Source organism: Mesorhizobium sp. M0587, from assembly GCF_040320945.1.
Classification (GTDB): Bacteria; Pseudomonadota; Alphaproteobacteria; order Rhizobiales; family Rhizobiaceae; genus Mesorhizobium.
Genome location: NZ_JAMYQP010000022.1, coordinates 1 through 24,872 on the forward strand (window position 1 = coordinate 1; position 24,872 = coordinate 24,872).

28 protein-coding genes and 1 pseudogene are annotated in these 24,872 nt (G+C 60.7%); 9 read left to right on the forward strand and 20 right to left on the reverse strand.

Features of this window, described 5'->3' with window-relative positions; translation table 11 throughout:
* Positions 1–100: 100 nt before the first annotated feature.
* Positions 101–448, forward strand: a complete 348-nt coding sequence (locus NKI49_RS19660) for an FAD:protein FMN transferase (protein WP_352695731.1) — start codon at positions 101–103, stop codon at positions 446–448.
* 409 nt (positions 449–857) lie between these two features.
* Positions 858–1,136 carry a DUF2249 domain-containing protein gene (locus NKI49_RS19665; protein WP_352602021.1) on the forward strand — a complete coding sequence of 93 codons (279 nt, stop codon included), beginning with the start codon at positions 858–860 and terminating at the stop codon, positions 1,134–1,136.
* Positions 1,137–1,278: 142 nt separating this feature from the next.
* Here NKI49_RS19665 and mog read toward each other — a convergent pair whose 3' ends face one another.
* Genes mog through NKI49_RS19690 form a run of 5 tightly spaced genes read right to left on the reverse strand, consistent with a single transcriptional unit; the run spans position 1,279 to position 4,724 of the window.
* A complete protein-coding gene (gene mog, locus NKI49_RS19670) occupies positions 1,279–1,785 on the reverse strand; it encodes a molybdopterin adenylyltransferase (protein ID WP_352602019.1) in 507 nt (168 codons plus the stop codon).
* A gap of 22 nt (positions 1,786–1,807) precedes the next feature.
* On the reverse strand, positions 1,808–2,707 hold the full coding sequence (gene ubiV, locus NKI49_RS19675; protein WP_352602017.1) for a ubiquinone anaerobic biosynthesis protein UbiV: 900 nt from the start codon (positions 2,705–2,707) through the stop codon (positions 1,808–1,810).
* A 4-nt stretch (positions 2,708–2,711) separates the two neighbouring features.
* On the reverse strand, positions 2,712–3,710 hold the full coding sequence (gene ubiU, locus NKI49_RS19680; protein ID WP_352602015.1) for a ubiquinone anaerobic biosynthesis protein UbiU: 999 nt from the start codon (positions 3,708–3,710) through the stop codon (positions 2,712–2,714).
* Positions 3,707–4,255: a ubiquinone anaerobic biosynthesis accessory factor UbiT gene (ubiT, locus tag NKI49_RS19685; protein WP_352602012.1), complete on the reverse strand. Its 549-nt coding sequence runs from the start codon at positions 4,253–4,255 to the stop codon at positions 3,707–3,709. Before ubiT ends, ubiU begins: the two co-directional genes overlap by 4 nt.
* 28 nt (positions 4,256–4,283) lie before the next feature.
* Entirely contained in the window at positions 4,284–4,724 is a 441-nt protein-coding gene (locus NKI49_RS19690; RefSeq protein WP_352602010.1) for a hypothetical protein, read from the reverse strand.
* A 109-nt stretch (positions 4,725–4,833) separates the two neighbouring features.
* Between NKI49_RS19690 and NKI49_RS19695 the strand changes: the two genes are divergently transcribed.
* From NKI49_RS19695 to NKI49_RS19705, 3 genes are read left to right on the forward strand one after another with little or no spacing between them, the layout of a single operon-like run.
* On the forward strand, positions 4,834–6,387 hold the full coding sequence (locus NKI49_RS19695) for a UbiD family decarboxylase (RefSeq protein WP_502899516.1): 1,554 nt from the start codon (positions 4,834–4,836) through the stop codon (positions 6,385–6,387).
* Complete coding sequence (locus NKI49_RS19700; protein WP_352602008.1) at positions 6,384–6,968, forward strand: UbiX family flavin prenyltransferase; 585 nt, start codon at positions 6,384–6,386, stop codon at positions 6,966–6,968. The genes NKI49_RS19695 and NKI49_RS19700 overlap by 4 nt, the downstream gene beginning before the upstream one ends.
* 37 nt (positions 6,969–7,005) lie before the next feature.
* A complete protein-coding gene (locus NKI49_RS19705; protein ID WP_352602005.1) occupies positions 7,006–7,260 on the forward strand; it encodes a DUF2249 domain-containing protein in 255 nt (84 codons plus the stop codon).
* A gap of 61 nt (positions 7,261–7,321) precedes the next feature.
* Here the strand turns inward: NKI49_RS19705 and NKI49_RS19710 are convergent, their stop codons facing one another.
* Complete coding sequence (locus NKI49_RS19710; RefSeq protein WP_352602003.1) at positions 7,322–7,810, reverse strand: cupredoxin domain-containing protein; 489 nt, start codon at positions 7,808–7,810, stop codon at positions 7,322–7,324.
* 141 nt (positions 7,811–7,951) lie between these two features.
* Positions 7,952–8,338 (reverse strand): hypothetical protein, encoded by a 387-nt coding sequence (locus tag NKI49_RS19715; RefSeq protein ID WP_352602001.1) that lies wholly within the window; start codon positions 8,336–8,338, stop codon positions 7,952–7,954.
* A gap of 263 nt (positions 8,339–8,601) precedes the next feature.
* Between NKI49_RS19715 and NKI49_RS19720 the strand changes: the two genes are divergently transcribed.
* Positions 8,602–9,765 (forward strand): NnrS family protein, encoded by a 1,164-nt coding sequence (locus tag NKI49_RS19720; RefSeq protein WP_352601999.1) that lies wholly within the window; start codon positions 8,602–8,604, stop codon positions 9,763–9,765.
* Between the two features lie 12 nt (positions 9,766–9,777).
* Here the strand turns inward: NKI49_RS19720 and NKI49_RS19725 are convergent, their stop codons facing one another.
* The 5 genes and pseudogenes from NKI49_RS19725 to NKI49_RS19745 form a co-directional block, all read right to left on the reverse strand.
* Complete coding sequence (locus NKI49_RS19725; protein ID WP_502899518.1) at positions 9,778–11,193, reverse strand: 4Fe-4S binding protein; 1,416 nt, start codon at positions 11,191–11,193, stop codon at positions 9,778–9,780.
* Positions 11,190–11,888: pseudogene (locus tag NKI49_RS19730) on the reverse strand (FTR1 family iron permease); the annotation flags it as partial. The pseudogene NKI49_RS19730 and the gene NKI49_RS19725, both read right to left, overlap by 4 nt.
* A gap of 146 nt (positions 11,889–12,034) precedes the next feature.
* On the reverse strand, positions 12,035–12,394 hold the full coding sequence (locus tag NKI49_RS19735) for a cupredoxin domain-containing protein (protein WP_352601995.1): 360 nt from the start codon (positions 12,392–12,394) through the stop codon (positions 12,035–12,037).
* Between the two features lie 105 nt (positions 12,395–12,499).
* The gene (locus NKI49_RS19740; protein WP_352601993.1) at positions 12,500–13,045 is read right to left on the reverse strand and encodes an iron transporter; all 546 of its coding nucleotides are present in this window, start codon (positions 13,043–13,045) and stop codon (positions 12,500–12,502) included.
* A 282-nt stretch (positions 13,046–13,327) separates the two neighbouring features.
* A complete protein-coding gene (locus NKI49_RS19745; protein WP_352601991.1) occupies positions 13,328–13,855 on the reverse strand; it encodes a GNAT family N-acetyltransferase in 528 nt (175 codons plus the stop codon).
* A gap of 219 nt (positions 13,856–14,074) precedes the next feature.
* On the opposite strand from NKI49_RS19745, the gene NKI49_RS19750 reads away from it, so the two are divergent.
* Complete coding sequence (locus NKI49_RS19750; RefSeq protein WP_352601989.1) at positions 14,075–14,290, forward strand: hypothetical protein; 216 nt, start codon at positions 14,075–14,077, stop codon at positions 14,288–14,290.
* A 502-nt stretch (positions 14,291–14,792) separates the two neighbouring features.
* Here NKI49_RS19750 and NKI49_RS19755 read toward each other — a convergent pair.
* The 6 genes from NKI49_RS19755 to NKI49_RS19780 form a co-directional block, all read right to left on the reverse strand.
* Positions 14,793–18,584: a vitamin B12-dependent ribonucleotide reductase gene (locus NKI49_RS19755; RefSeq protein WP_352601987.1), complete on the reverse strand. Its 3,792-nt coding sequence runs from the start codon at positions 18,582–18,584 to the stop codon at positions 14,793–14,795.
* Between the two features lie 669 nt (positions 18,585–19,253).
* The gene (locus tag NKI49_RS19760; RefSeq protein WP_352602035.1) at positions 19,254–19,565 is read right to left on the reverse strand and encodes a PilZ domain-containing protein; all 312 of its coding nucleotides are present in this window, start codon (positions 19,563–19,565) and stop codon (positions 19,254–19,256) included.
* A 106-nt stretch (positions 19,566–19,671) separates the two neighbouring features.
* The gene (locus tag NKI49_RS19765; protein WP_352601985.1) at positions 19,672–20,160 is read right to left on the reverse strand and encodes an NUDIX hydrolase; all 489 of its coding nucleotides are present in this window, start codon (positions 20,158–20,160) and stop codon (positions 19,672–19,674) included.
* A 209-nt stretch (positions 20,161–20,369) separates the two neighbouring features.
* The gene (gpt, locus tag NKI49_RS19770) at positions 20,370–20,870 is read right to left on the reverse strand and encodes a xanthine phosphoribosyltransferase (RefSeq protein WP_008875536.1); all 501 of its coding nucleotides are present in this window, start codon (positions 20,868–20,870) and stop codon (positions 20,370–20,372) included.
* Positions 20,871–20,986: 116 nt separating this feature from the next.
* Positions 20,987–21,820: a universal stress protein gene (locus NKI49_RS19775; RefSeq protein WP_352601983.1), complete on the reverse strand. Its 834-nt coding sequence runs from the start codon at positions 21,818–21,820 to the stop codon at positions 20,987–20,989.
* Positions 21,821–21,899: 79 nt separating this feature from the next.
* Positions 21,900–22,643 carry a competence/damage-inducible protein A gene (locus NKI49_RS19780; protein ID WP_352601981.1) on the reverse strand — a complete coding sequence of 248 codons (744 nt, stop codon included), beginning with the start codon at positions 22,641–22,643 and terminating at the stop codon, positions 21,900–21,902.
* Positions 22,644–22,859: 216 nt separating this feature from the next.
* Here NKI49_RS19780 and NKI49_RS19785 point away from each other — a divergent pair, with 216 nt between their 5' ends.
* Both NKI49_RS19785 and NKI49_RS19790 read left to right on the forward strand, forming a co-directional pair.
* Complete coding sequence (locus NKI49_RS19785; RefSeq protein ID WP_352601979.1) at positions 22,860–23,873, forward strand: alpha/beta fold hydrolase; 1,014 nt, start codon at positions 22,860–22,862, stop codon at positions 23,871–23,873.
* Between the two features lie 55 nt (positions 23,874–23,928).
* Positions 23,929–24,210 carry a hypothetical protein gene (locus NKI49_RS19790; RefSeq protein WP_352601977.1) on the forward strand — a complete coding sequence of 94 codons (282 nt, stop codon included), beginning with the start codon at positions 23,929–23,931 and terminating at the stop codon, positions 24,208–24,210.
* Between the two features lie 104 nt (positions 24,211–24,314).
* Here the strand turns inward: NKI49_RS19790 and NKI49_RS19795 are convergent, their stop codons facing one another.
* Both NKI49_RS19795 and NKI49_RS19800 read right to left on the reverse strand, forming a co-directional pair.
* Positions 24,315–24,554 carry a DUF2188 domain-containing protein gene (locus NKI49_RS19795; protein ID WP_027028176.1) on the reverse strand — a complete coding sequence of 80 codons (240 nt, stop codon included), beginning with the start codon at positions 24,552–24,554 and terminating at the stop codon, positions 24,315–24,317.
* 29 nt (positions 24,555–24,583) lie between these two features.
* Positions 24,584–24,862 carry a DUF982 domain-containing protein gene (locus NKI49_RS19800; protein ID WP_032920128.1) on the reverse strand — a complete coding sequence of 93 codons (279 nt, stop codon included), beginning with the start codon at positions 24,860–24,862 and terminating at the stop codon, positions 24,584–24,586.
* Positions 24,863–24,872: the final 10 nt, after the last annotated feature.

The window sequence follows — 24,872 nt, forward strand, 5'->3', positions numbered from 1 at the left end:
TCCATCGCAGTGCTCCCAACCGAATCACAGCACCCAGCGAATCACACCCGAACGTCAATGCAAAATGCCCGAAAATCTCCGTTAACCTGAATTCCCAACCGTGGAGGACCGGCCTTGGCGCATTGGCATAACTGATCCCTCCAATTCCGATTCGGTTCTGAAAGTCCTGCCGCTGACGGACAGCGCCGTCGCCACCTCGAGCCCGGCCGGCTTTCAGTTCGATGAAGACGGCCGGTTCACCCATATTATCGATCCGCGAACCGGATCCACTCCGCAACGCTATGCGAGCCTGAGCGTCGTCGCGCCGACTGCCACGATTGCGGATGCACTGTCGACCGGCTTCAGCTTGATGGACGTGGAGAGAATTGCCGGTGCGGTCCGACGCCTCGATGGCGTAGACGCATATGTCCTGTCGCAAGACGCTCTATGGACGCACGTCAAGTCTTGAATTGGGGAGCGCGGATAGGCGGCAAAGGAACCAGTCTAATTGCCCGTTTTGTCAGGCGGCTCTGCCGTGATCGGTTACCAAGTGAATCTCCTCCCGCAAGATGGCGAGATAATCGAGAATAGGTTCGTCCGTTTTCGTGATCGTGGTGCGGCACATCTCCTATTTTCTCAGGATGGACGAGCAAGGGAACTTTCCTACTCAGATGGAACGTCAGTCATGCTGTCGGTTCGCCGCACGGCTCTTTGCGAAATGCCAACGAGCGGCAATTTCCCGGTCCTCCAGGATTCTCGGAATTGTTTGCGTTTCGACAAATAGGCCGGCTGACCACGGGGTAGATTTTCGCGCCGGGATCGACCATCGCCGCCGTCTCCTGGCTCCAACGTTTCTGGCGGCCGGGAATTCAATCGACATGGCAGACCCAGAACTTGCATCGACACTCTTGATCGACGTGCGGACCATCCCCCCGATAGATCGTCACCCGCGAATCTTCGGGGTAGCGACCGCATTGGCCGAGGGGTCTTCTTTCATCATAGTCAACGACCACGACCCACGACCTCTGCACTATCAGATCGAGGCCAGATATCCCGGCGTATTCGCTTGGGAATACCTTGAGCGAGGGCCCGAGGTCTGGCGCGTCGAAATCAGCAGACCGCAATCGTCTGGCTGCGATTGTTGTTGCGGCAGCTGATGACCAGCCCAACGTCCGGCGGCACTTTGCAGGCCTTCCTTTTCGTCGCCACCGACTGGTCTGGCGGCCGCCTAGGTCAAATCTTCGAAATCAAAGGCGAGGAGGGTTCCTCGCCAGCGGCTGGAGCGCTGTCGGCGCGAGATCATCCGAACATCGCTGGATCTGGTATGATTGGCGCTGCTCCGATCAGTTCGAGACAGTACGGCACGGCAGGAAAGACGGCGTTGAGGCACACGTCGATCGAAGCCGGCTTGCCGGGCAGGTTTATGATCAGCGAACGGCCGCGCACTCCAGCAGTCTGACGTGAAAGAATGGCCGTGCGGACTTGCCGCAAGCTCGCCTGCCGCATGAGTTCGCCAAAACCGGGAAGTTCCTTGGTGATGACCTGCTGCATGGCCTCTGGGGTAAGGTCTCTCGGAGAGGGACCGGTTCCTCCAGTCGTCAGGATAAGATCAACGTCGCATTGGTCGCAAAGCTCGATGAGCACATCCTGGACACTTTCCACGCCGTCAGGGACTATGCGACGGATGAAGACGCACGGCGATGCCACGACACGGCGAAGCCAGCGCTCGATGGCGGGCCCGCCAAGGTCTTCATACTCGCCTCGGCTTGCACGGTCCGATACCGTGACGATCGCAATCTGGGCCATGTTTTCCGTTCGAAACCGGGCTTCAGATCGAAGTGGCTGCTTGCCAGCCGGGTTTGGCAAGGGCGTATCCGTCGACCAGTGTGCCGGGCAGATCAAGGCACGAGAGGATAAAGCGGGCGGCCTCGGGATCCTCTCTCCCGTCGGCAAGCGCTCTATGGGTCTTTGCCACCTCGACCATGTCGCACGTGTGTGGAGACAGGCGTATACGCCGGACGCCTCTGGAGATGAGATCCGCAGGTGCGGGGCAGAAGGCCTGCACCTGGTTGGAGAGCGTCTGCACGCCATTGATCGCGAGGAACTGCTGGTCGTCGAGTGTATCGACCGCCAAGCCATCCGGATCCTTCTCGCACGTAAATTGGCAGGAATCCTTGTGAAGGCCGTGGATGCGCGCGTGGTAGCATCGGCCGGAGAGCGCCAGCGGCAACCGACCGAAGACGAACACCTCGAATTCCGACTCGGGACACGCGCCGGCCATGGCGCCGACAGCCGCGAGCGACAATTCCACTGGCGGGCATATCGTTCGGGCGCCGCGTTGGATCAGGAATCGCGCGGAAGCCTCGTTGTAGACATTCAGGAACGGACCAGTCACGAAGGGCTTGCCAGCGCGTGATGGCAGGGCGGTGGCATCGTTGATCTCGACCAGCCGATCGTCGCCGCAGAGGTCTTCGATGCTTCTGCGTTCCCGAACGGTTGCCGGCGCCGCCAGCGTGGACAGCACCACTTCCTTTCCGGCGCGCTCGAGGCGTTCGATGATCTCAGGCCACACAGGGTCGGAAAACGGCATCCGCTTGCCACAGACAACTTCGCCGACATGGACCCGGTCGATCGGAGCCTCGTCTGCTATCCTGCGATAGAAATCCGAGAGGAGGCCGGGCGACCAATGGAAGAAGACCGGCCCAAGCGTCAACGCAATTCCGGACAAGGTCCTATCTCCACTTCTTGCTGTACGCTCCTGCCGTCTGCCGGGAACCTTCCGACTGGCTAGCAAGAATCCGATCGATCTCGGTCGCGTCGCCACCTTGCTCGACGGCGTCGACGGCCTTCCGGAAGGCGCGGACCACTTCCGTGACGTAACCTTTGCCACGCTGGCGTCCTTCGATCTTCAAGGCGGTTACGCCGGCGGCTTTCAACCCGGCAATCATCCCGCCGGCGTTCAGGCTGACGGGGTCCTCGAACAAATAGGAGGTCTTGCCGCCGGCCTTGAATTTGCCCTTGCACAAAGTGGGGTAGCCTACTGGCTCGCCGGGCTCATAGCGGTCGATCGTGAACCCTGAAAGCCGTGCTGCCGTGCTGTTCGGCTCGTCGTCGTAACTCACCATTTCGGGTGGCGAACAGACGCCATTCAGATTTGGCGATTTTCCCGTCGCGTATGAAGAGAGATAGCATCGGCCTTCGATCATCACGCAAAGGCCGCCGAACACGAATGCTTCCGTTTCCACTTCGATCGCACGATTGAGCGCCGCGATCTCCTGGACCGAAAGCACCCGCGGCAGGACGACGCGACGGACGCCGAAGCTATCCGCATAGAATCCAATCGCTTCCGGCGTTGCCGCCGCAGCCTGCACCGAAAGATGAAGCCGGATTTGCTTGTGGTTCTTCGCGACGTGGTCGAGGACGGCTATATCCGCCGCGATGATGGCGTTTGCGCCGCATTCGGCCGCTGTGTCCGCTGCCTTTTTCCACAGGTCCACATCGTTGACGCGCGCGAAGGTATTGATGGCCACCAGGACCTTGCTGCCATGGTCATGCGCGAAGCGTACAGCCTCGGCCAGTTCTTCGCCGGAGAAGTTGAGACCTGGGAAATTCCGGGCATTCGTTTCGTCGCGAAATCCGCAATAGACTGCGTCCGCGCCCGCCTGGACGGCTGCCCTCAATGTAGCGGGGGTTCCGGCCGGGCAGACAAGTTCCATGCGTCCGCTTGTCATGCCCCCGGTGCCTCGCGTCTGGAATTTCGATTGGCCATTTGGCGTGCGACGCTCAATGCGCCGAGAATGCCCGTATCGGCGAGACGAGCCAGGAAGCCACTCAGGCCGAGTAAGTCCGCGGGGCTAAGCTCGGCGTCCTCGATTGTGTTCCTCAGCGCGAGCACCGCCTCCGTCCGGCCGCTGATCGAGATGATCCGGCTGAAGAAAAGCGCATCGCCATCCAGCGTGCCGTCGAGCAGGCTCAACAGTGTCAGAATAGGTCCCCTGATCTGGACGCTTGATGTCGCGGCCTCGCTTTTCCTGACGACACGAACGATCGAACGCTCTGCGTCCGGTACGACAGTAAATGCGAAGGCGAGGTCGACCGGGTCGATGAAATAGCAAGCTGTTCGATGTTCGCCCAGGCGGTCGAACAATCGGGGCTGTCGCCTGGCCATCGAGCGCAAGGATAGCGTCAGCAATGGCCCGAGGGGAAGTCCGGCAAAAGGCGGGAAAAGATGACGAATGACCGCCGGCAATGTCGGTTCCGTGCTAATCGTCATCATTCAGTACATCCTATCCACATGGGATCGTTCAACAGGCTTTCCCGGCCATCGACTGGCTGCGTCCGTCTGCTAGCAAGTCCGCGAAATTCACACTGTTGGGACAGAAATCCTGATAGCGACTTTCGAAATCGAAGGCGGCCAAGTGACCATGACACTGGCGGCGATGCAGGCAGGTGATGCAGGTGCGTGACATGAAACAATGCGCGGCTTGCAGTGATTGAAAACTGTCCGGATCGATGCCGACTGAACGCATCGCCGAAGAAAGCAGGTCTTCCGAGGCGTATGGTAACCGCATGGCGTCGTCGAATTCACTTCGCGACAGACCGATGTCATTCAGAATGCCCGTGCATTCATCCCGACCCATTGCCCAAAATTCTCTCGTCGCTGCCCTGCTCCGCCGACGGTCCGCAAGAAAGGAAAGTACGGACCGCCAAGCTCCGACAGTTTCGCTGATGAGATTGCCTGCCATGTGAAATCCCCTGCCTCGATCGCCTTCCTCGGAGATGATGTGAGAAGGGAAAATAGCGGGGACGGATCGTTCGCTCTTTGCGCTAGCGCAAAGTTCTTCGTCAGTCCTGATGGCAAAATTGATCGCCGACGAACCGGTCGGGCCGGATTTCGCCATGCATCACCGCTGCCTTCCCTCGTTTTCAGATCTCGGCTCATTCCTTTCGTTCCTCGATCGGAACGGGCAGCTTCGTGAGGTCGGCGTGCCTGTTTCGACAAGCCTCGAACTGACCGAGATACACAGGCGGGTGATTGCCTCGAAAGGCCCGGCGCTCCGCCTTACGGCGCCTGTCGATGATCGCGGCGTCAGGTCAGCCTTTTCCGTCGTCGCAAATCTTTTCGGCACCCGGGAACGTGTAGCCTGGGGCCTTGGCACCGACCTTCATGGTCTGGAAACCCTCGGCGCGCTCCTTGCGTGGATGAGATCGCCTCAGGCCCCGCAGAACCTTCGTCAGGCCCGACGGATGTTGCCTGCGGCGCGCGGTGCACTCGTGGCGCGGCCGAAGATCGTCTCCCCGCCTGGAGAATGGCGAGACGCCGATCCGGATTTTTCGCTTCTTCCCGTCCAGACTTGTTGGCCGGGAGACGCCGGCCCCCTCATAACATGGCCAGTGGTCATTACTCGCCCGCCTGGCGAGGACGACCCGAGCACATACAATCTGGGCATATACCGGATGCAGGTACTAGCCCGTGATCGTGCGATCATAAGATGGCTTCCCATGCGAGGCGGAGCAACCCACCATCGTATATGGCAGGCGAGGGGTCTTGAGATGCCGGTGGCGGTCGTCATCGGGGCAGACCCCGCGACGTTGATCGCCTCGGTGATGCCGGCGCCTGAAGGCGTGTCGGAACTGGCCCTGTCCGGGATGATCAACAACCGCCGAGTCGGATTGGCGACCTGCAAGAGCATCATGCTTCACGTGCCAACCAGTGCGGAAATCGTGCTTGAAGGTGCCGTCTCTTCAACAGAAACTGCGCTGGAGGGCCCTTTCGGCGATCACACCGGATATTACAACGCGCCGGAACGATACCCCGTATTCAACCTCAAGCGCGTTCGCGTCCGTGACGGGGCAAATTACCTGACCACGTTCACCGGGCGCGCGCCCGACGAGCCCTCGGTCCTCGGCGAGGCCCTGCTCGACGTCTACAAGCCGCTCCTGCGCCAACAAATACCGGAAATCGTCGACGTGTGGCTTCCGCCCGAAGCCTGCTCCTACAGGATTGCCGTTATCTCGATCGCCAAGAAATATGCCGGACAGGCCAGGCGCGTGATGATGGGGTTCTGGTCCCTGCTGCCGCAGTTCTCAATGACCAAGATGGTCGTCGTGGTGGATGACGACATCGACATTCGATCATGGCCGGACGTGATGTGGGCGGTCGCCACCCGCATGGATCCCTCGCGCGATCTGATGCAGGTGGATCGGACCCCCATCGACCAGCTCGATTTCGCCTCACCGCTCGAGGGACTTGGAGGAAAGATCGGGCTCGATGCGACGCGCAAGATTGGATCCGAGACATCTCGCGAGTGGGGAAAGGAGCTGAGGATGTCAGCTCCTATCGAGGAGCAGGTGTCCCAAAGATGGAACGAGTTTTTTTCGCAGACAACCGCTCAGGGGCAACAATGACCAAACGGCTGATAATCGGTGTCACAGGTGCATCCGGCTCCGTGCTCGCGCTGGAGACCATACGTCAGTTGGTCAGGGCAGGGGTGGAGACGCATCTCGTCGTCTCCAAGGGCGCGCGATTGGCCATCCCTCATGAACTCGGCACCGACGGCCTTGCCCAACTGACCTCCCTCGCCAACCATGCGTATTCCTATCAGGACTTGGCCGCACCCATCGCCAGCGGCTCGTTCAGAACGGATGGCATGATCGTCGTTCCCTGTTCGATGCGGACCTTGGCGGCTATGGCACACGGTTTAGGCGACAACCTTCTCACCAGGGCCGCCGATGTCAGCTTGAAGGAAAAGCGCCGGCTGGTCATCGTGCCGCGCGAGGCGCCGCTCCATGAAGGACACCTCGACGCGATGCTGAGACTGGCACGGATGGGCGCAGTCATCGCACCGCCAGTACCGCCGTTCTATGTCAAGCTCGCCTCGATTGAGGAAATGGTGGTCGAGATGGCTGCCCGGCTGGTCGCCTGGGCGGGCGTCGACCCGGGCGACAAGCTCACGCGTTGGGGCGAAAAGAAAGTCGCCGCCGCGTGATCGTCCTGATGGATTGGCTCAACGGGCAAGGATTGCGATGAATTTCCCGCAGCCGAAAGGCGCGACATATGACGTACGGAAACTTCCACCTGAAAGGAAGCAGTCCGCCGTATTGTCAATGTTCGACGGACTCGAACCCGGTCAGACATTCGTGGTCGTTCTCGATTTTGATCCTGATGGACTCAGGCGTCAGTTCGAAGCGTTCTTTGCTGGCGAACACATCTGGGTTTGCCTTAGACCGGGGCCGCCAGAATGGCTGGTCGAGATAGGAAGACCTCGACCTGCGCAGTGATGTCGAGCTCTGCGAAAAGAGGTCGCACACGCCGATCGACCTGATCTGGTCACCCCAGGATTCAGTTGGCAGTGACCGTGAGGGCCCCCTTCATTCCAAGCTCAAAATGACCCGGTATCAGGCAGGCGAACTCGAACTTGCCGACGCTGGTGAAGGCCCAGACGATCTCGCCTTTTCCTTTGGGACTGATGCGGATCGCATTGAGGTCGGCGTGTTCCATGTGAGGAAGCCTCTCCATCCCGGCCTTGTGCTCCATCACCTGCTCATGCGTATCCATGACGAATTCGTGGTCGTATTCGCCTTCATTGGTGAAGGCCAGGCGCACCGTCTCGCCCTTTTTCACAGTGACTGAAACCGGATCGAACGCCATCGATCCGTCTTCGTTCTCGACCATGCTGATCGCGATGGTGCGGTCTACTTTGGCCGCCATGCCCGGCTGACCGATAGTCATCATTTCATGGCCGTCATGAGTGCCGGAATGCATTCCCGTCGCAAGCGCCGGGGCGGCGAAGAGGACCATGGCGACTGTTGGCATCATGCATTTCTTCATGCGATTTCTCCTTTGCGAAATGTGTTTGGTTTCACTCATGCCGCAGGTGGCAGCGGGCTCTGTTCGGACCGCGATGACGATCGCCGGAACAGGTTCGGTAGGGACGCCTGCGGCCCCTCGCCAGCTCTTGCGGCTGATCAGCTATGGCCCCGTCCGCACCGGAGATAAACTGAGTTGCCGCATCGAAAATGCACCTTCCTTTGCAGTGCTCGCGATATCGTCAAACAGGAGTGCGAGATCCATGTAGACGCTGCGATCCCGCTCGGCAGCTCCCATTTCATCAAGGTCCTGCAGGAAGAAGAGAATGGCTTCGATGCGTTCGCGTTGACTGCGGGCGTTGGCAAGATGTTCGCGTGCCACGCGCCGGACTTCCAGAGCCGTAAATCGCGCCAGCGTCTCGTCGAGCCTGGAACGGCACTCACAGTCGAGCCGGGCATCCTTGATCAAATTTGCCAGCCTGCCGACAACGGCCATGTCAGCAAAGCGCCGGGAGCCGTCAATACTACTCGATGGAATGTTTTGTTTCATATCTTCTTGGCTCCTAGGGCAGACGTTTCGCGGCCGGTCGCAACGCGAACAGACGCCGCGAGCCTTGCCAATCGGCAGACCCGGTCTCGAGAATTGTTTTGATTATAATCGACCATTTTGCAGCCTGTTTGCGCTGGAACAAACACGGAGATCGATCACCGACAGTATTGCCTTCGGATTGAGTTTTTTCCGACCGCCGGTCTTGCGAGTTGAGAAGCGGCACGAGGCGTCGTGTCGGTCACCCCCCGTAGAGGAATTGTTGCATGGTTGCCGACGGGAGTGTGCTTGCTTTCGACGCGAAGCAGAGGCAGATGTCGGCGCCGTTTCGGCCATTTTTTCTAATCGCGGGATTGGACGCGATTGTAGGCGCGGCGGTCTGGCTGCCGTCAGCGTTCGGAATACAGGCCATCGGCCCGACCGGGATATCTCCCGGCGATTGGCATCGCGACGTGCTTCTGTTCGGGATGGTTCCAGCCATTTTGACCGGGTTCCTGTTGACGGCGCTGCCTCGATGGACGGACCGACGTGCGGTGTCGCCACTCACCACGCGTTTGCTCGTTGCTCTATGGCTGTGCAGCCGGGGGATTTTCCTGTTCCTGTCGCATTCGACCGGGCTTGCCCTCTCGGCGCTTTTGGTTTCGACGGTCCTCTTGATGGCGGCGGGAAGGGTGATCGCCAGCCGCGACCGCCGCAACCTGAAGATATTGTTTCTGCTGCTCGCCTTTTGTGGTGGCAACATACTTGCCGCGGCGTCCTACCAAGTAGAATTTGCACTGCGGCTAGCCCTGGCTTCGGTCGTCGGACTTGTCATGATCATCGGAGGACGCGTCGTCCCGGCGTTGACGGTGGCCTATGTCGAGAGCGCGGGCGGTCGAATCTCCGTCAACCGTTCTGCCGTTTTGGAATACGTGGCAGCGGCTATCGCGGCATGCGCCCTTGGTTTGTGGGTTGTTGCGCCGCAGGCACAACTCACCGGCCTTGCCTGCGCGCTTGCCGCGTGCGGCCAGGCGATGCGAGCAACCCAATGGAATGGCTGGCGAAGCGCGGCCTCGTCGACGGTTCTTGCCCTTCACATAGGATATGGCTGGATCATCGTGGGTTTCGGACTTCTGGCGATCCACATTCTAGCACCGGAATGGCTGGGACAGGCGGCCGCGGTTCATGCATGGACGATCGGTGCCATCGGCACGATGGCCCTCGCCATCATGGCGAGCATGATCCGCAAGCACAGCCGCCGCGCCTTCGCGTCTTCGGTTCCGGCGACCGGCGCGTTCGTGGCGATGACGATTTGCTGCCTGTCGCGCTTTCTGGTCGACTTGCTGCCCAGCTACGGCGCCGCTTTAACAAGCCTTTCAAGCACCTTGTGGGTTATCGCCTTCGGTCTGTTTCTGGTGGCCTTTCGTAGAATGCTCATACCGCACATGTGAGATGATGCCGGCTCACCAAACCCAGAAAAGCAGAAGCCAGCCGACGTCGGTGACGATCATGGCCAACCCGACGAAGAATATCGCGAGCACTCGTCGGCCAGGGTCCCGGTTGTAGAGACCCGTCACCTGCCAACAAAGCACTCCGGACCAGATAGTCGCCAGCGCTAGCATCGTGGCGCGCAGGGGGCCGACGAATGAAAGTTCGATGCCGTCCGAACGAAGCTGGCTGACCGTTAGCGCGGACAGGCCGAGAAAGACCCCAGCGCCGGCCAAGGGTATCAGTGCTTGGGCAAGGTGATGAAATCGGGCCGGCTGCCAGGGACCAAGGCTACGCGTGGCAAACGCCAGCATCGATGCCGTCAACGTGCCGCAGGCGATAGCCGTCGCAAGCACGTAGCCGACGAGCAGCGCCCCGTCGAGGAGCGTCATCACATCGCTCCTCTGAGGATAGTCGGTGAGCATCCACCAAGGCGCCGTGGCTTCGAGCGGCCAGATCACCCCGCTATCGACCAGCCGCTCCGCTAGCCACTGCTTTGCGGCAACGAACCAAGGACTGACAGACCATTGGAATGCGCCAACGGCCAGACCCATGAGGCCGAAGACGATCAGTACCGTCTCCCAGGGTTTGGCCGCGTTCCCGGCAACATGAACAATCTCATGGTTCGGCGAACGGCGAGCCAGACGGATTGCCCCACGAAAACCGCTGCACCGTCCGCACATGTGACAGTCGGCGGCACCGCGCATGGTCCGGAACGGCACCAGCGGCGCGCATTTGACGGCCCCAGGCTTGATCCCGGAGAGCTGGGACTGTTGCCAGAGCGGCGGATCTACCCGGAAATGCAGCGGAGCCAGCTTGGCCAGTAGGCCAAAGACACCGCTGACCGGACAGAGATAGCGGCACCACACGCGCTTGTTGCGCCCGTAGAGATAGCCGATCACGGCGGCCACCAACGTCGAGCCGCCGAGAATCAGGAGCGTTGGACCGGGGTACTGGTAGACGCTCGTCATCTGGCCGTACAACGTTGTGCAGGCGAAGGCGATCGTGGGCCAGCCGGGCCACATCATCCAGCGCGGGATCGCTCTCCCAAGCCCACGTCCGCTGACGAATTCGGTTATCGCTCCTTCCGGACAGAGAATGCCGCACCACATCCGCCCGACCAGCGCGGTGCCCAAGAGCACGAGCGGCCACCAGACACCCCAGAAGGCAAACTGCGCAAAGCGGGTGAAATTGCTCCACAAATAGGCCATGTCGTCCGGAAGAGGCAGGAAGACGGGAACGACGAGCAGGATGGCGTAGATCAGCACGACGGACCATTGCGCGATCCGGATCGACCGTTGATTGCGCTGCAGATAATCCCCGAGCCTCTGCCAGACGTCGCTCGGCGGAACGGGCTGAACGTGTCGTTGCGGTGCGACCCGTATCGTCATGGCGCGCATTTTGCGGGATGCGGCCGCGCTGATCGCAGCAGTGCGACGGTGGTGATCCAGTAAAGCGCGTAAACCAGGACCGTCATCAGTTCGGGCCGGGCGCGATAGCCTGTCATGGTGGCGACAATGCCGCCAAGCTTGCCCGAATCGTCCAGAAGCCAGGACGTATCCCACAGAGATCCGGATAGCGGCGGGATGAGTTCCAGCCCCATGGCGCGGTCAAGAGCAGCTATCAATAGTGATGCGGCCAGCGCCAACAGAAGGATTTCCGTGGCGCGGAAGAATATAGACCAGGGGAAGCGTCTGGCTGCCACTTGAATCAGCCCGTAGAACGCGGCAGCAAAAGCAAACCCCGCCACGACGGCCGCAAGTGTTCCGGGCAGTGTCGTTTCGCTCGCCGATGCCAAAAGGCCGTAGAGGAAAACAACCGTTTCACTGCCTTCCCGCATCACGGCGATAGCAGCCAGGAAGAAAAGGCCCAACCAGTTGCGGCCAGTCAGAGCGCGCTCTGCGTTGCGTTCAAGGTCCTGCTTCAACCCCCTGCCTTGCCTGTGCATCCAGACGACCATCTGCAAAATGAGCAAGGCGGCCAGTCCGGCCATGGTGATCTGAAAATAATCTTCTCGGTCTCCATCGAGCAGGCTCGCCAAGGACAGGATGACTAAAGCCAGGAATGCGGCCCCGGTGATACCTGCGGCGACGCCGGCTCAAAGGAAATATCGTCCGGTTGTAGCTCTCGCGCAGGCGTGATGCGTCAGCCATCCCTGCAGAATGCCGACGACGAGAAGTGCCTCCATGCTCTCGCGCCAAACCACGAAGGCAACCTGTCCGAAGAGAGCGGTCATTGGATCGCGGGCTCCTTGGCGATGAGCATGGCGGGCGGCATGCCGGGATGAAAATCGTCGAAGAATTGATACTCGCCGGGACTGAGACGCCGGATGACGACGAAGGATGTCACGCCGGGTCCAAGCACCTTCTCCTTGCGCAACTCAACGCTTTCGAACTCGACGGGACTGGAGCCGGTATTGCGAAGCTCCAGTTTGAAGCGCGCGTTGGCCGGCACCTCGATTGATCGCGGCGTGATCGCGCCATCGCTGAGTTCGACGACGAAGCTCGGATATTCGTCGGCGGCTGCAGGCTGCGCGGTTGCCAGAAGGCAGATGGCAATGGCGACCAGCGTCGAATGGAGCAAGGCGGTCATTTTCGGGCGTCTGTCCTGTTTTGTCGCTCTGCGTTGCGCTCAAGGAGCCGGAAAGGTGGCAATGCAGAATGAGCTACAAATTCGAAGCGGGCAGCTGACCCAGGTCTAGTACCCGCCCTTCTTGCCGACGCCGGCGTAGGTGAACTCGTATTCGACGTGAAAGGTCTCGGGCCACACTCCGACACCCGTTTCCTTGTCTACATGTCTTCCGAAATGCGAGGACGCGTCGGACCCTTCAGAGGTAACGCTAAGCTGAAGGCTGTATTTGCCTGGCCCCATCAGCTTCACGTTGTCGCCATAGTGCGGACCGTCGCTGGCCACCATGGGCATGAAAACGCCGCCCACCTTCTGATTGCCGTCGAGCTTGATCAGCACATATTCGATTCTAAGGTTGGGGATCCAATCGCCCTCGGCAAAGCCATTGGCATTGTCACGCGTGGCATGGATATCGGCCTCCAGATGCATATCGGAATCGGCCGCGGGTCTCATGATGTGAGCTGGCTCCATCTCGATCGGCTGCAGATAGACGGCGGCAACCTCCATGCCGCTCATCAGTTTGGGTTCGCCAATGGGATATTCCAGCGCGCATGCTCTTGAAGCGGCGACCAGCAGAGCTGCGATGGATGAAAATAGGATCAACTGGCGAGACATTGGCTGTTCCTTGCTACCGACGGCGACGCTCTTTGCCTTCGGGTGATATTTTCCGCATCGGCAACGAAACGGGTTCCGACATATCCCGGAACCCAGTCAGGCGAGCCAACAAACATGATCACGATTGTCTACTTATCTAGGAGATCAGCCGCTTCTTTGCGCCAGCGCAAAGAACACGACGTTTGTAGAAACTAGGGGCCGCGTCTGATGTCCGCGGATCGCCGGTTGCGGAGTGGTCGCATGTTCATCCACAACTCGATTGGTATCCCGCTGACCGCTGCTTCAAGAAGGTGCTGCGCAACCCAGCTGTCGCCGAACCAGAACAAGCGCCGGATCATCGGGATATGCCGTCACAGTGAAGCCCATATCGCGCTCGAGTTCGATCGCGGCGCGGTTTTCGCGGCTCTCGATCGACTCGATGGTGTCGAGGCCTAGCCCCTCAGCATATTTCGCGATGTATGAGAGCAACTCCCAGCTGACGCCCAGGTGCTTGTGATCTTCGCGAGTGCAGATCGCGACTTCTCCATGCCGACGAGGCTGATCGCATGCCAACATCGCAACGGCGATCAGCAACCCGTTCGTCGAAAAGGCAAGGAAGTTGTGTATAGCTGCATCGTCCGAACGCGTCATCGCGACGAGCCGCTCATGCGAGACCACCTTCAACCCGCCGAGAAAGCGAAACCGCAAATCATCCGGCGTCACATGGGTAAAGAACTCTGCCAAAGTAGGCTCGTCTTCGGGCCGCGCGCGGCGCATCTCGAAGCGAAATCCAGTGCGTGTGGAAAGAGTGCCGTTGCTGTCGGGGGTCATGTATCGCCTGCAATCTCGAGTTTTCGATAGGATGGAGCTCCGCTTCATCGCCGACACAATGGCAGCCGATGGCAGTCGCGTCCTTGATGCGCATCAAAGACGCCAGTGAAGTTAGGCCGCTCGGGCGAGAAAGTCGGCCCATTTGATCGAGATCAATGCGGATGGCCGAGATCAAAGTGTCTTCGAAGATTCAGCAGTTTATCGAGAGGTCGCCACCCAATGGCCGATGTCGTTTCAAAGCTTGTCAGGGAGTGCAACTCTACGCGCAGCAAAGGTGCGGACTTTCCCACCATCTGGCAGACCACGCTGAAGATGCATCCGTACGTTGCTGGGCCGCCGGTGCAGGACTGGGATGAGCAAGGACCTATCCTCAAGGTTCCCCTGATAACAGGTCGCCATCTCATGTTTGGCGCTTCAGGCTTTCGGCTTGATTGAATTCTGGCGAGGTTTCTCGAATTCGTTTTAATCAGCGTACGGCGCTGTTTGCGTGACTTATGACGCGATTCGAAAGAGGCGCGCTTAGGACTGGCGTGTTGCAGCTACCTTTTGTGCGCTCGCGTGATTTTTGTTGGGAAGAGTTTTCCCGCCCTCAGCTCGTTTTTCCTGATGGCCAGCATGGCTGGCAGTGGCCGGAATTGAGCCGAGAGGTTTCAGCGCCCAGCAAGACCTCGATCTCGTCGAGGTAAACACTCGGCGAGGAGCTTCTCGCCGGAATGGACGCGTAGGGGACTCCTGCTAGCGGATTCGTCTCGCGACGGCAGGGCCTTTTTAAAGTGGGCTTGGCGTTCGTTGCAACTGAGATGGCGCATTTGTCAGGCGATCCGTTGCTTCGCGCCTCTCGGTTTTCTCAGGAGCGGCCCTTTGGCCGCTCCAAGCACACAACATTGGCTTTCAGGTACCCAACTTTGGGTGTGGTGGCACCAGGCGGCATCGGCCCTCAGCTGCACCCGCTCGTCGAGCCGCACGTATCGCACTTCTCGCAGGTGCCGTTTCGCACCATGGTGAAGTTGTGGCATTCCGAGCATTCGTTGCCGGTGTAGCCCTGCATCAGCGATTGCTGACGACGGGTGGCGGCAAGCGCCTTCGCTTCGGCGGCTTCGTTTGCCGCCGCGTCGGTGAACAGCGCCGAAGCGCCCGAAGCCTGGTCGGCGGCTTCCTCGTAGACGATGTCCTCGACCAGTTCTTTTGCCCGCTCCTCATAGTCGCGCTTGTAGGCGATGGCCTCGTCGCTGGCAGGCTTCAGCGCCAGCACGTTGGAACCGGAGAACGCCGTCGTAACGGCCCGGGCAGGGGGGGGCGCGGGAGCGGGATTTGAACCCCCGCCAAACCCCTTGGGCTCCGGGCTGGCGCCCGACACCAGCTTGACCGGCGAAACGCCGCGGGTCAGGCCCTTCGAGAACGGCGTCGCCTTGCCTTCGGTGATGCCGCGGCCAAGTGCGGTCTTGTCGAAATCCGACTGGTCGACATGGGCGAGGTCGTGGCGGCTGAGATAGGACACGGCAAGCTCGCGGAACACATAGTCGAGGATCGACGTGGCGTTCTTGATCGCGTCGTTGCCCTGCACCATGCCGGCCGGCTCGAACTTGGTGAAGGTGAAGGCTTCGACAAATTCCTCGAGCGGCACGCCATATTGCAGGCCGAGCGAGATGGCGATGGCAAAATTGTTCATCATCGCGCGGAAGGCGGCGCCTTCCTTGTGCATATCGATGAAGATCTCACCGAGGCGCCCGTCGTCGAACTCACCCGTGCGCAGATAGACCTTGTGGCCACCGACGACCGCCTTCTGCGTATACCCCTTGCGGCGGTTCGGCAGTTTTTCGCGGTCGCGGTAGAGACGCTCCACGACGCGCTCGACGATCTTTTCGGTGATCTGTACCGCACGTTGCGCGGCAGGGGCGGCGATCAGCTGCTCGATGGCTTCATCCTCATCGTCCTCGCCATCGGCAAGCAGCGAGGAGTTCAGCGGCTGCGACAGCTTCGAGCCGTCGCGATAGAGGGCGTTGGCCTTCAGCGCCAGCTTCCACGACAGCATGTAGGCGCCCTTGGCGTCCTCCACCGTCGCATCGTTCGGCATGTTGATGGTCTTGGAGATGGCGCCGGAGATGAAGGGCTGTGCCGCCGCCATCATCTGGATGTGGCTGTTGATCGACAGCGAGCGCTTGCCGATCTTGCCGCACGGGCTGGCGCAATCGAACACGGCGAGGTGTTCGGCCTTGAGGAAAGGCGCGCCTTCCAGCGTCATCGCACCGCAGACATGGATGTTGGCGGCCTCGATGTCCTTCCGGGAGAAGCCGAGCGCCGGCAGCATCTCGAACGAGAAGTCGTTGAGCTGCTCGTCGGTGAAGCCGAACGTCTCCTTCACCCAGTCGGCGCCGAGCGTCCACTGGTTGAACACGAACTTGATGTCGAAGGCCGACTTCAGCGCCGCATTGAGGGCGGCGATCTTGTCGTCGGTGAAGCCTTTTGCCTTGAGCGTGCCGGGGTTGATTGCCGGGGCCTGGTTGAGATTGCCGTGGCCGACCGCATAGGCCTCCATCTCGGCGATCTGGCTCTCGGAATAGCCGAGCGTGCGCAACGCTTCCGGCACGGCACGGTTGATGATCTTGAAATAGCCGCCGCCGGCGAGCTTCTTGAACTTTACCAGCGCGAAGTCGGGCTCGATGCCGGTGGTGTCGCAATCCATGACCAGACCGATCGTGCCGGTCGGCGCGATCACGGTTGCCTGCGCATTGCGGTAGCCATGCTCCTCGCCAAGCTCGATGGCGCGGTCCCAGGCCGCCTTGGCGTGCTCGGCAAGCTCGGGCTGCTTGAGGTCGGAAGCGACCAGCGGCACCGGGTTGACGGCGAGCTTCTCGTAGCCGTCCTTGTCGCCATAGGCGGCACGGCGATGGTTGCGCATGACGCGCAGCATGTTTTGCGCGTTGCGGTCGTAGTCTGGGAAGGCGCCCAGCTCGGAGGCCATTTCGGCCGAGGTGGCATAGGCGGTACCGGTCATAACAGCGGTGAGCGCGGCGCAGATGGCGCGGCCCTCGTCGGAATCATAGGGAATGCCCGACGTCATCAGCAAGCCGCCGATATTGGCGTAGCCGAGGCCGAGCGTCCGGTAGTCGTAGGAGAGCTTGGCGATTTCCTTCGACGGGAACTGCGCCATCATGACCGAGATTTCCAGCACGATGGTCCACAGCCGCACGGTATGCTCGTAGGCAGCGATGTCGATCGTGCCGTCGGCATTGCGGTAGGGCAAAAAGTTGATCGAGGCGAGATTGCAGGCCGTGTCGTCGAGGAACATGTATTCCGAGCACGGATTGGAGGCCCGGATCGCACCGGCTGAGGCGCAGGTGTGCCAGTCGTTCATCGTCGTGTTGAAATGCAGGCCCGGATCGGCCGACGCCCAGGCGGCGTAGCCGATCTTCTCCCAGAGATCCCTGGCCTTCAGCGTCTTCATTACCTTGCCGTCCTTGCGGGCGGTGAGGTGCCAGTCGGCGTCATCCTCGACGGCGCGCAGGAAATCGTCGTTCAGCGACACCGAATTGTTGGAGTTCTGGCCCGAAACCGTCAGGTAGGCGTCTGAATCCCAGTCGGTGTCGTAGGTCTTGAACGACATCGAGGTGTAGCCCTGCTTGGCGAACTGGATGACGCGGTAGATGTAGTTTTCCGGCACGGCGGACTTCTTGGCCGCCTTGATCTCGCGCTTCAGCGCGGTGTTGACGGCGGGATCGAAACAGTCGTCGTCATGGCCTTCGCAGTTGACGCAGGCCTTCATGATCGCTTCGAGGTGCTTCTTGACGATCTTGGAGCCGGTGACCAGCGAGGCGACCTTCTGCTCTTCATTGACCTTCCAGTCGATGAATTCCTCGATATCGGGATGGTCGGCATCGACAATGACCATTTTCGCGGCGCGGCGCGTCGTGCCGCCCGACTTGATGGCGCCCGCCGCGCGATCGCCGATCTTGAGAAAGCTCATCAGGCCGGACGAGCGGCCGCCGCCGGACAGCTTTTCGCCCTCGCCACGCAGCAGCGAGAAGTTGGAGCCCGTGCCGGAGCCATATTTGAACAGGCGCGCCTCACGCACCCAGAGATCCATGATGCCGCCCTCGTTGACGAGGTCGTCCTGCACGCCCTGGATGAAGCAGGCATGCGGCTGCGGGTGCTCATAGGAGGATTTCGACTTGGTCAGCTTTCCGGTGAACGGGTCGACATAGAAATGGCCCTGGCTTGGGCCGTCGATGCCATAGGCCCAGTGCAGGCCGGTGTTGAACCATTGCGGCGAGTTCGGCGCCACGCGCTGCGTGGCCAGCATGTAGGCAAGCTCGTCGCGGAAGGCGCGCGCGTCGTCTTCCGACTTCTTGAAGTAGCCGCCCTTCCAGCCCCAGTAGGTCCACGTGCCGGCCAGCCGGTCGAAAACCTGGCGGGCGTCGATCTCGGAACCGTAGCGCTCGGCTTCCGGCAGCTTGGCAAGCTCGGCCTCATCGGCGACGGAGCGCCACAGGAAGGAGGGGACGTCGTTCTCCTCGACCTTCTTCAGGCGCGCGGGAACACCGGCCTTGCGGAAATATTTCTGCGCCAGGATGTCGGCCGCGACCTGGGAGAACTGCGCCGGCACATCGATATTGTCGAGACGGAACACCACCGAGCCGTCCGGATTCTTGATCTCCGAAAGCGCCTTGCGGAATTCGATCTCCGCATAGGCAGATTGGCCTGGCTTGGTGAAGCGACGCTCGATGCGCATTGGTCCGGTCCCTTTTGTCTATATATAGCGCTTTCGTCAGGGGATTTCTGCCCCCAATGCGAAACGCGCATGTCCGCCGTTCGCCGGGCGTCCGAAAACGGCCGGCTCTCCATTTCGCGGTCTCCGTCCGCCCTGCTGGTCAAAACTCCTTGCGAAGCGCCTGTCCAACTCGCCGACGAACCCCACGGGTCCCTCAAAACTGATTTTTTTCGATTCCCTCACTTGAGGGACCTTCACACTATCTAGCGCAGAACCTGCCTGCAAACACTAAATATAGTGTTAACAGACAATTTATTCCAGCCCGACAATTCTCCCTTTCGCCGCCCAGCGCCCACAATCCCAACGCTCTCGCCGGCCTCGTAAACAGGCGGAAATGCGGGCAAAAACACACATAATCCGGGAAAAAGACCGGGCTCGAAACTTTCCGGTCGCGCTCTCAACAGGAGCGCATGGCCTATAAAAGGCGACTCGTTTTGCGCCGTCAAGGATTCGTTTGCGTAGCTTTTATGACCCCAACATCTTGTGTGTCACATATGTGGATAACGGGGACAGAATTGAGCCATGACGATTGCCACTTGCCGGAGCCAAGGCATTGCGTCGACCAGCTGCCGGGAATGTCCATCAGGAGTGAACTTGGGTGCAGGCTCGTCAGGCCGCAGCCGGCCGGGATCAGCCGTAGTGCAGCTTCGGCTTCGGCTCGGTGCCGGTGAACTGCACCCCGAGCCGGTCGTTGCGACGCCAGCGGACCTCGCATCGATAGCCGATGCCGTCGACCGGTACATAGAGAAGGAAACGATCGGGTACCCTGGCCTCGAGCGGAATCTTCAACTCGGCGCCGCCCTCATGCTGGTTGCGAAGCGTGCAGCCGACTTCCGAATTCGAAATGCCCGTAATGATCGTGCCGCCCTTGAGCACACGCTGGCGATGCTCGCGCCGGGGCTCGTCGGATTGCTCGGGAATTGGATTTGCAGGGTTCGCCATCGCCAGACCGATCGAATCGTAGTCCTCAATCATTAGCAAAGCATTCACGTTTGTGCGCGGGCAACCGTGCCCCTCCCGACGTTTTGCTGCGAAAGCTCGGGTCCGCTCAGGAGAACCTGTGCGGATCGGCGCAGAAATAGGCGACGATCTGGCAAAGATCGGGTTCGTTGATCATGCGCACCGCTTCGCTGGAACTGACCCATTTGCGGGTGCGCGAGCGTTTTTCCTTCCAACGGTCGGCGATCTTGTCGACGTGCAGCGGAAATACCAGGACCTCGCACGGCACCTCCTCGCCGGAAGCCAGCACCTTGCCATAGAAATAACGGCCGGCTTCGAGAGGCGAAATCGTTCCGCTAAGTCCGCCCTCTTCCACAGCCTCGCGCGCGGCGGCCTCGCAGAGCGGCTCCTTGGCTTCGGGCCAGCCCTTGGGGAGTACCCAACGGCCCGTGTCACGGCTGGTGATAAGCATGATCTCGACACCGTTCCCAGCCTCGCGCCAGGGCAGGGCGGCAACCTGCAGGCGACACGGCGCGGTGCCGAAGAGTCGCCGGACCCTTTCGGCCAGATGGTTGTGTGTCGTTGGCCTCGTCAACATCGCAGAAGCTAGCCCCAGCCTCCAGAATCGTTTGCCGTCACATGAATTTTACGCCAATTATCAGCAATAAAAGTAAAAAATTTGGCCAGGCCGGCTGGTTTCCACCATCAAAGGCCGATTTCACAGGATACCCCATCCCGCGGATCGGTCCGTGGAAGCAAATATTGCCGTCAGGGGCGGATTACCTGGAAATGGCGGGCCGTCGCGAATTAGCCCGCGTGATCGTCGGCGATCGGCTTCTGATAGGTGAAGCCCATGTCCCAGGGGAAATAGATCCAGGTGTCCTGGCTGACCTCGGTGACGAAAGTATCGACCAGCGGCCGGCCCTTTGGCTTGGCGTAGACGGTGGCGAAGTGAGCCTTGGGCATCATTGCCCGCACGATGCCCGCCGTCTTGCCGGTGTCGGTCAGGTCGTCGATGATCAGCACGCCGGCTCCGTCGTCTGCAAGCAGCGCCGGCGTGACCTCCTTCAGCACCTGCAACTGCCCCTGGCTCGTGTAGTCATGATAGGAGGCGACACAGACCGTCTCGATGACGCGGATGCCGAGTTCGCGCGAGATGATGGCAGCCGGGACCAGCCCGCCGCGCGTGATGCACACGATCGCCTTCCATTGCCCCTTGTTGGCGCCGGCCAGACGCCAGGCTAGCGCGCGGGCGTCGCGATGGAACTGGTCCCAGGAGACCGGAAAAGCTTTTTCGGGAAGGGACATTTCTCGCGCACTCCGCAGCACGCGGGGATCGCGTGCAAGAAAACAGGGGAATGCGCGCGGAATTAGCCGGAAAGCCTTGGCCTTGGCAAGAGCGGCCGATAGCGATCGCTGTGGACTTACCGCGACAGGAAGGCCGCCACCGGCGCCGTGCGCAGCACCGTGCGCGTCACGCCGCCGAACAGAAGCTGGCGCAGCCAGGAGTGGCTGTAGGCGCCGAGCACCAGAAGGTCGGCGCCGGTTTCGGCGATCCGCGTCTGGATCAGGTCGTCGATCGAACGGCCGCCCGACCTTTGCACCGAGACGCTGACGGTGGCGCCGTGACGTGACAGGGCCGAAGCAATTTCCGCCCCCGCGGCCTCCGGGCTTTCGTCGAGTGTTTCGGGAGGGTCGATGACCAGTATGTCGGTCTTCTCGGCCTCGATGATGAAGGGCAGCGCGTCGAAAGCGGCGCGGGCGGCTTCCTTGCTGCCGTTCCAGGCGAGCAGCACGTGTTTGAAAGTGGTGACCAGCGGACCCGCGTGCGGCACCACCAGCACCGGCCGGCCGGCATCGTAGACCAGCGTGTCGACATCGGCGCCCGAGTCGCCGCCGGTCTCGCGCTGGGCGGCGACGATCAGATCGGCGGCACGCACGCTCGAAATGCCGGTCAACGCGCTGTCGCCCGAAAAGCTTTCCAGGCTGTGCCACTCGAAGGACAAGCCGGAATTCTCGGCATGCTTGAGAAAAACGGCCTGGAGTTTCTCGGCCCTTTCCCGGTTCATGTCGGCCGAAACCTGCAGGAATTCCGTGTCCGGAAAGCCGGTAGCCGATGTGTACGGCACCGGAAGCGCCTCGGCATGGATGCCGATCAGATGGCTTTCGAAACGGTTGGCAAGCGGAATGGTCCAGTCGAGTACGCGCTCAGCATCTTGCTCGTTCTGCAAAATGGCAACGATGGTTTTGAATCGCATGGTAAATCCCTCGGTTTACGAGCGACGAACTCGCGCGATGGAAACGTCGCGATGCCATGCTTGGTTCCGGCCTGCCAGATCAACCAGCCTTGCTGCCGAAACCGGCCACCATTGCCTCGACGTCGGCGCGCGCGGCGTCCAGCGCACCCTGGCTGCGGGCACGAACGACCAGTTCGGTCCAGAATTTGCCGTCGCCATATTTCGGGTACGAGCCGATGATCGTATCCGGATGCGCCGTCTGGATTTCACCCAATGGCCCGCCGACAAGCCCTTCACCAAACGGACAGTGCACCGTGGCGGACAGCATTTTCGTGCCTGCCTTCAGCGTCGGCACGACATTGTCGAGCATGGCTTGGAAAATCGAGGGCACGCCGGCCATGACATGGACGTTGCCGATCCGGAAGCCGGGCGCCACGGACACCGGATTGTCGATGTGGTCGGCGCCGCGTGGCATCCGCGCCATGCGCTTGCGCGCCTCGGTGTATTCTATGCCGCGCGCGGCATAGCTTGCCTCCAGCAAGGCATATGCCTTGGCGTCATGTTCGCAAGGCACGCCGAACGCCTTGGAAATCGAATCGGCGGTGATGTCGTCATGGGTCGGCCCGATGCCGCCGGTCGTGAACACATAGGTGTAGCGGGCGCGTACCGCATTCACCGCCGCGACGATCTCGTCTTCCTCGTCGGGAACGATGCGCACTTCCTTCAGATCGATGCCGATCGCCGTCATGATATCGGCGAGGTGGCCGATATTCTTGTCCTTGGTGCGGCCGGACAGGATTTCATCGCCAATGACGAGCATTGCGGCGGTAACGATTTCGGGCATGGCAGGCTCCGGCAAGACAGGTCGCTTGGGATAGCGCGGCGCGCGGCCAGCGGCAATGCCACCCGCTCACTGCCAAGTTGCACGGCTGACTTTTCTCGCCGTCGCGTCAAACAGGCCGGCGCATCGGAAATCTCCATTCTCCAACCGCCGTTTCGATGCGAACTTGCAGCCGGATCGAAGACAGTTAAGCTCACCTGGTTTCGATCAAGGTGAACAATGCTCCTGTCGATTTTGTCCTGGCTGCTGGCCGCACTGTTCCTGCTGGCCGTCGTTGCAATTGCCTGTCTGGTGCTGGCGACGCTGTGGATCGCCGCCAAGGCTGAAAGACTGGTGCCGCGGGTCGGAAAATTCATCGAGATCGACGGCAACCGCATCCATTATGTCGATACGGGCGAGGGGCATCCAATCGTCTTCCTGCATGGACTCGGTGCTCAACTCCACCATTTCCGCCACACTCTGTTCGGGCGGCTCGGTCCGGGTTACCGGCTGATCGCGCTCGATCGGCCAGGATCGGGTTATTCGGTGCGGGCGCATGGCGCTACCGGCCGGTTGCCCGAACAGGCCGAGCTTGTGCGACGCTTCATCGAAAGGCTGGGGCTGGAAAGGCCGCTGGTGGTGGGCCACTCGCTGGGCGGTGCCATCACGTTGACCTTGGCTGTGGAGCATCCCGAAGCGATTTCGGGCATCGCTCTGCTGGCGCCGTTGACGCATATGGAAGCCGGTGCGCGCGAAAAGTCCGGCCTGCTCTATATTCCATCACGCCTGCGGCGCTGGATCATGGCTTACACCATGGCGATCCCGGCAAGCCGCCGATATGCGCGGCCGACGATGGAATTCATCTTTGCGCCCCAGCCTTGTCCGGCCGACTACATGATCGAAGGAGGTGGATGGCTCGGGCTGAGGCCAGGTCATTTCCATGCGACGTCGACCGATGTCGTGGCAGTCGAACAGGACCTCGGCCGCGTCGAGCAGCGTTACGGCGAGATCTCCATGCCGGCAGGCATCCTTTTCGGAACCGCCGACCGGGTCATCGACATCCGCACTCATGGCTTGCCGATGCGGGACAAGGTCGAAGAACTCGATTTCGAACCCGTCGACGACCTCGGCCATATGCCGCAATTCGCCATGCCGGAACGGACCGCCGCCTTCATCGAGCGCATCGCCAGCCGGGCTTTTTTCAGCCCGACATCACCGCGGCCTCACGACAATTTCACGGAACCATTCGGTTGATTGCCGGGTTTTATCCGTGCCGCACAGAAGACGGCCAAGATTACGGAGTAAACCAATGTACAGAAGGCTTCTAGCAGCATCCTTCCTGACGATCGGTCTCGCCACATCGGCGGTGGCGCAGTCGTCGGACAGAACATATTCCAACCGTAACTGGTGGATATTCGGCAATCAGGACGAAACAACCGTCGATCCCAACGCCACCGGCAGCATCAATCCCAGCGGCTCCGGGTTGAGTCCCCAAGGCTATACCGGTGCGATAGGTCCATGTGCCCACAACACTCCAGGTCCGGACGCCAATGCTCAAGGCAACGTCAACGACCAGTACTGCGGCAAATAATCAGCCGTAAGCGCTGCTGACCGTAGGACGTTTTCTCTCCGACGCCCGCGGTCGGCGCTCCGGGCGGCCGGCCTTTGGGGCGATCGGGCTTTGGGGCTGCAAGATCAGTCCGAGACCTCGGTCTGCGGCCGGTCCCGTCCATCGGCCAGTTCCTCGTGCCATTTCCCTTCAGCGTCCTCGTATTGGATGCCGTCCGTCGACCCCGCGATCTGCTGCTCGGCAGACGCGATCTCGGCGGCACGCAACGCGTCCTGATGCGTTGGGAACGTTTCCGAGAAGGTCGCGCCGACCTTGTAGGCCCAGCCGCCGTCATGCTCGACGATCTTGTAAGTCAGCTTCGCCATGAAAACCTCCGGTTTAAAGGTCCGCCCGCTCAGTGCAGGCGGTCGTCGGACAGTTTGTCGTCTGGCACCAGCACTTCCGATTCCCTGGCGGCTTCGATAAGTGCCCGGCGCGCATCCGCTGTCGAACGATAACCTTCCAGCACTTTGAGGCAAGTGTCGAGAGCATCACGATGCCGGGGACCGCGATTGAGCGGCCATACCGTCATCAGGCACTCCGCCGCCTCCTGGGTGCTGCGGATGTGGCGATATTTGCCGACATGGCCGAGTTCGACCACGACCGGCGTTTCAAAAGGTTTGTTATCCATCATGGCCGCAACG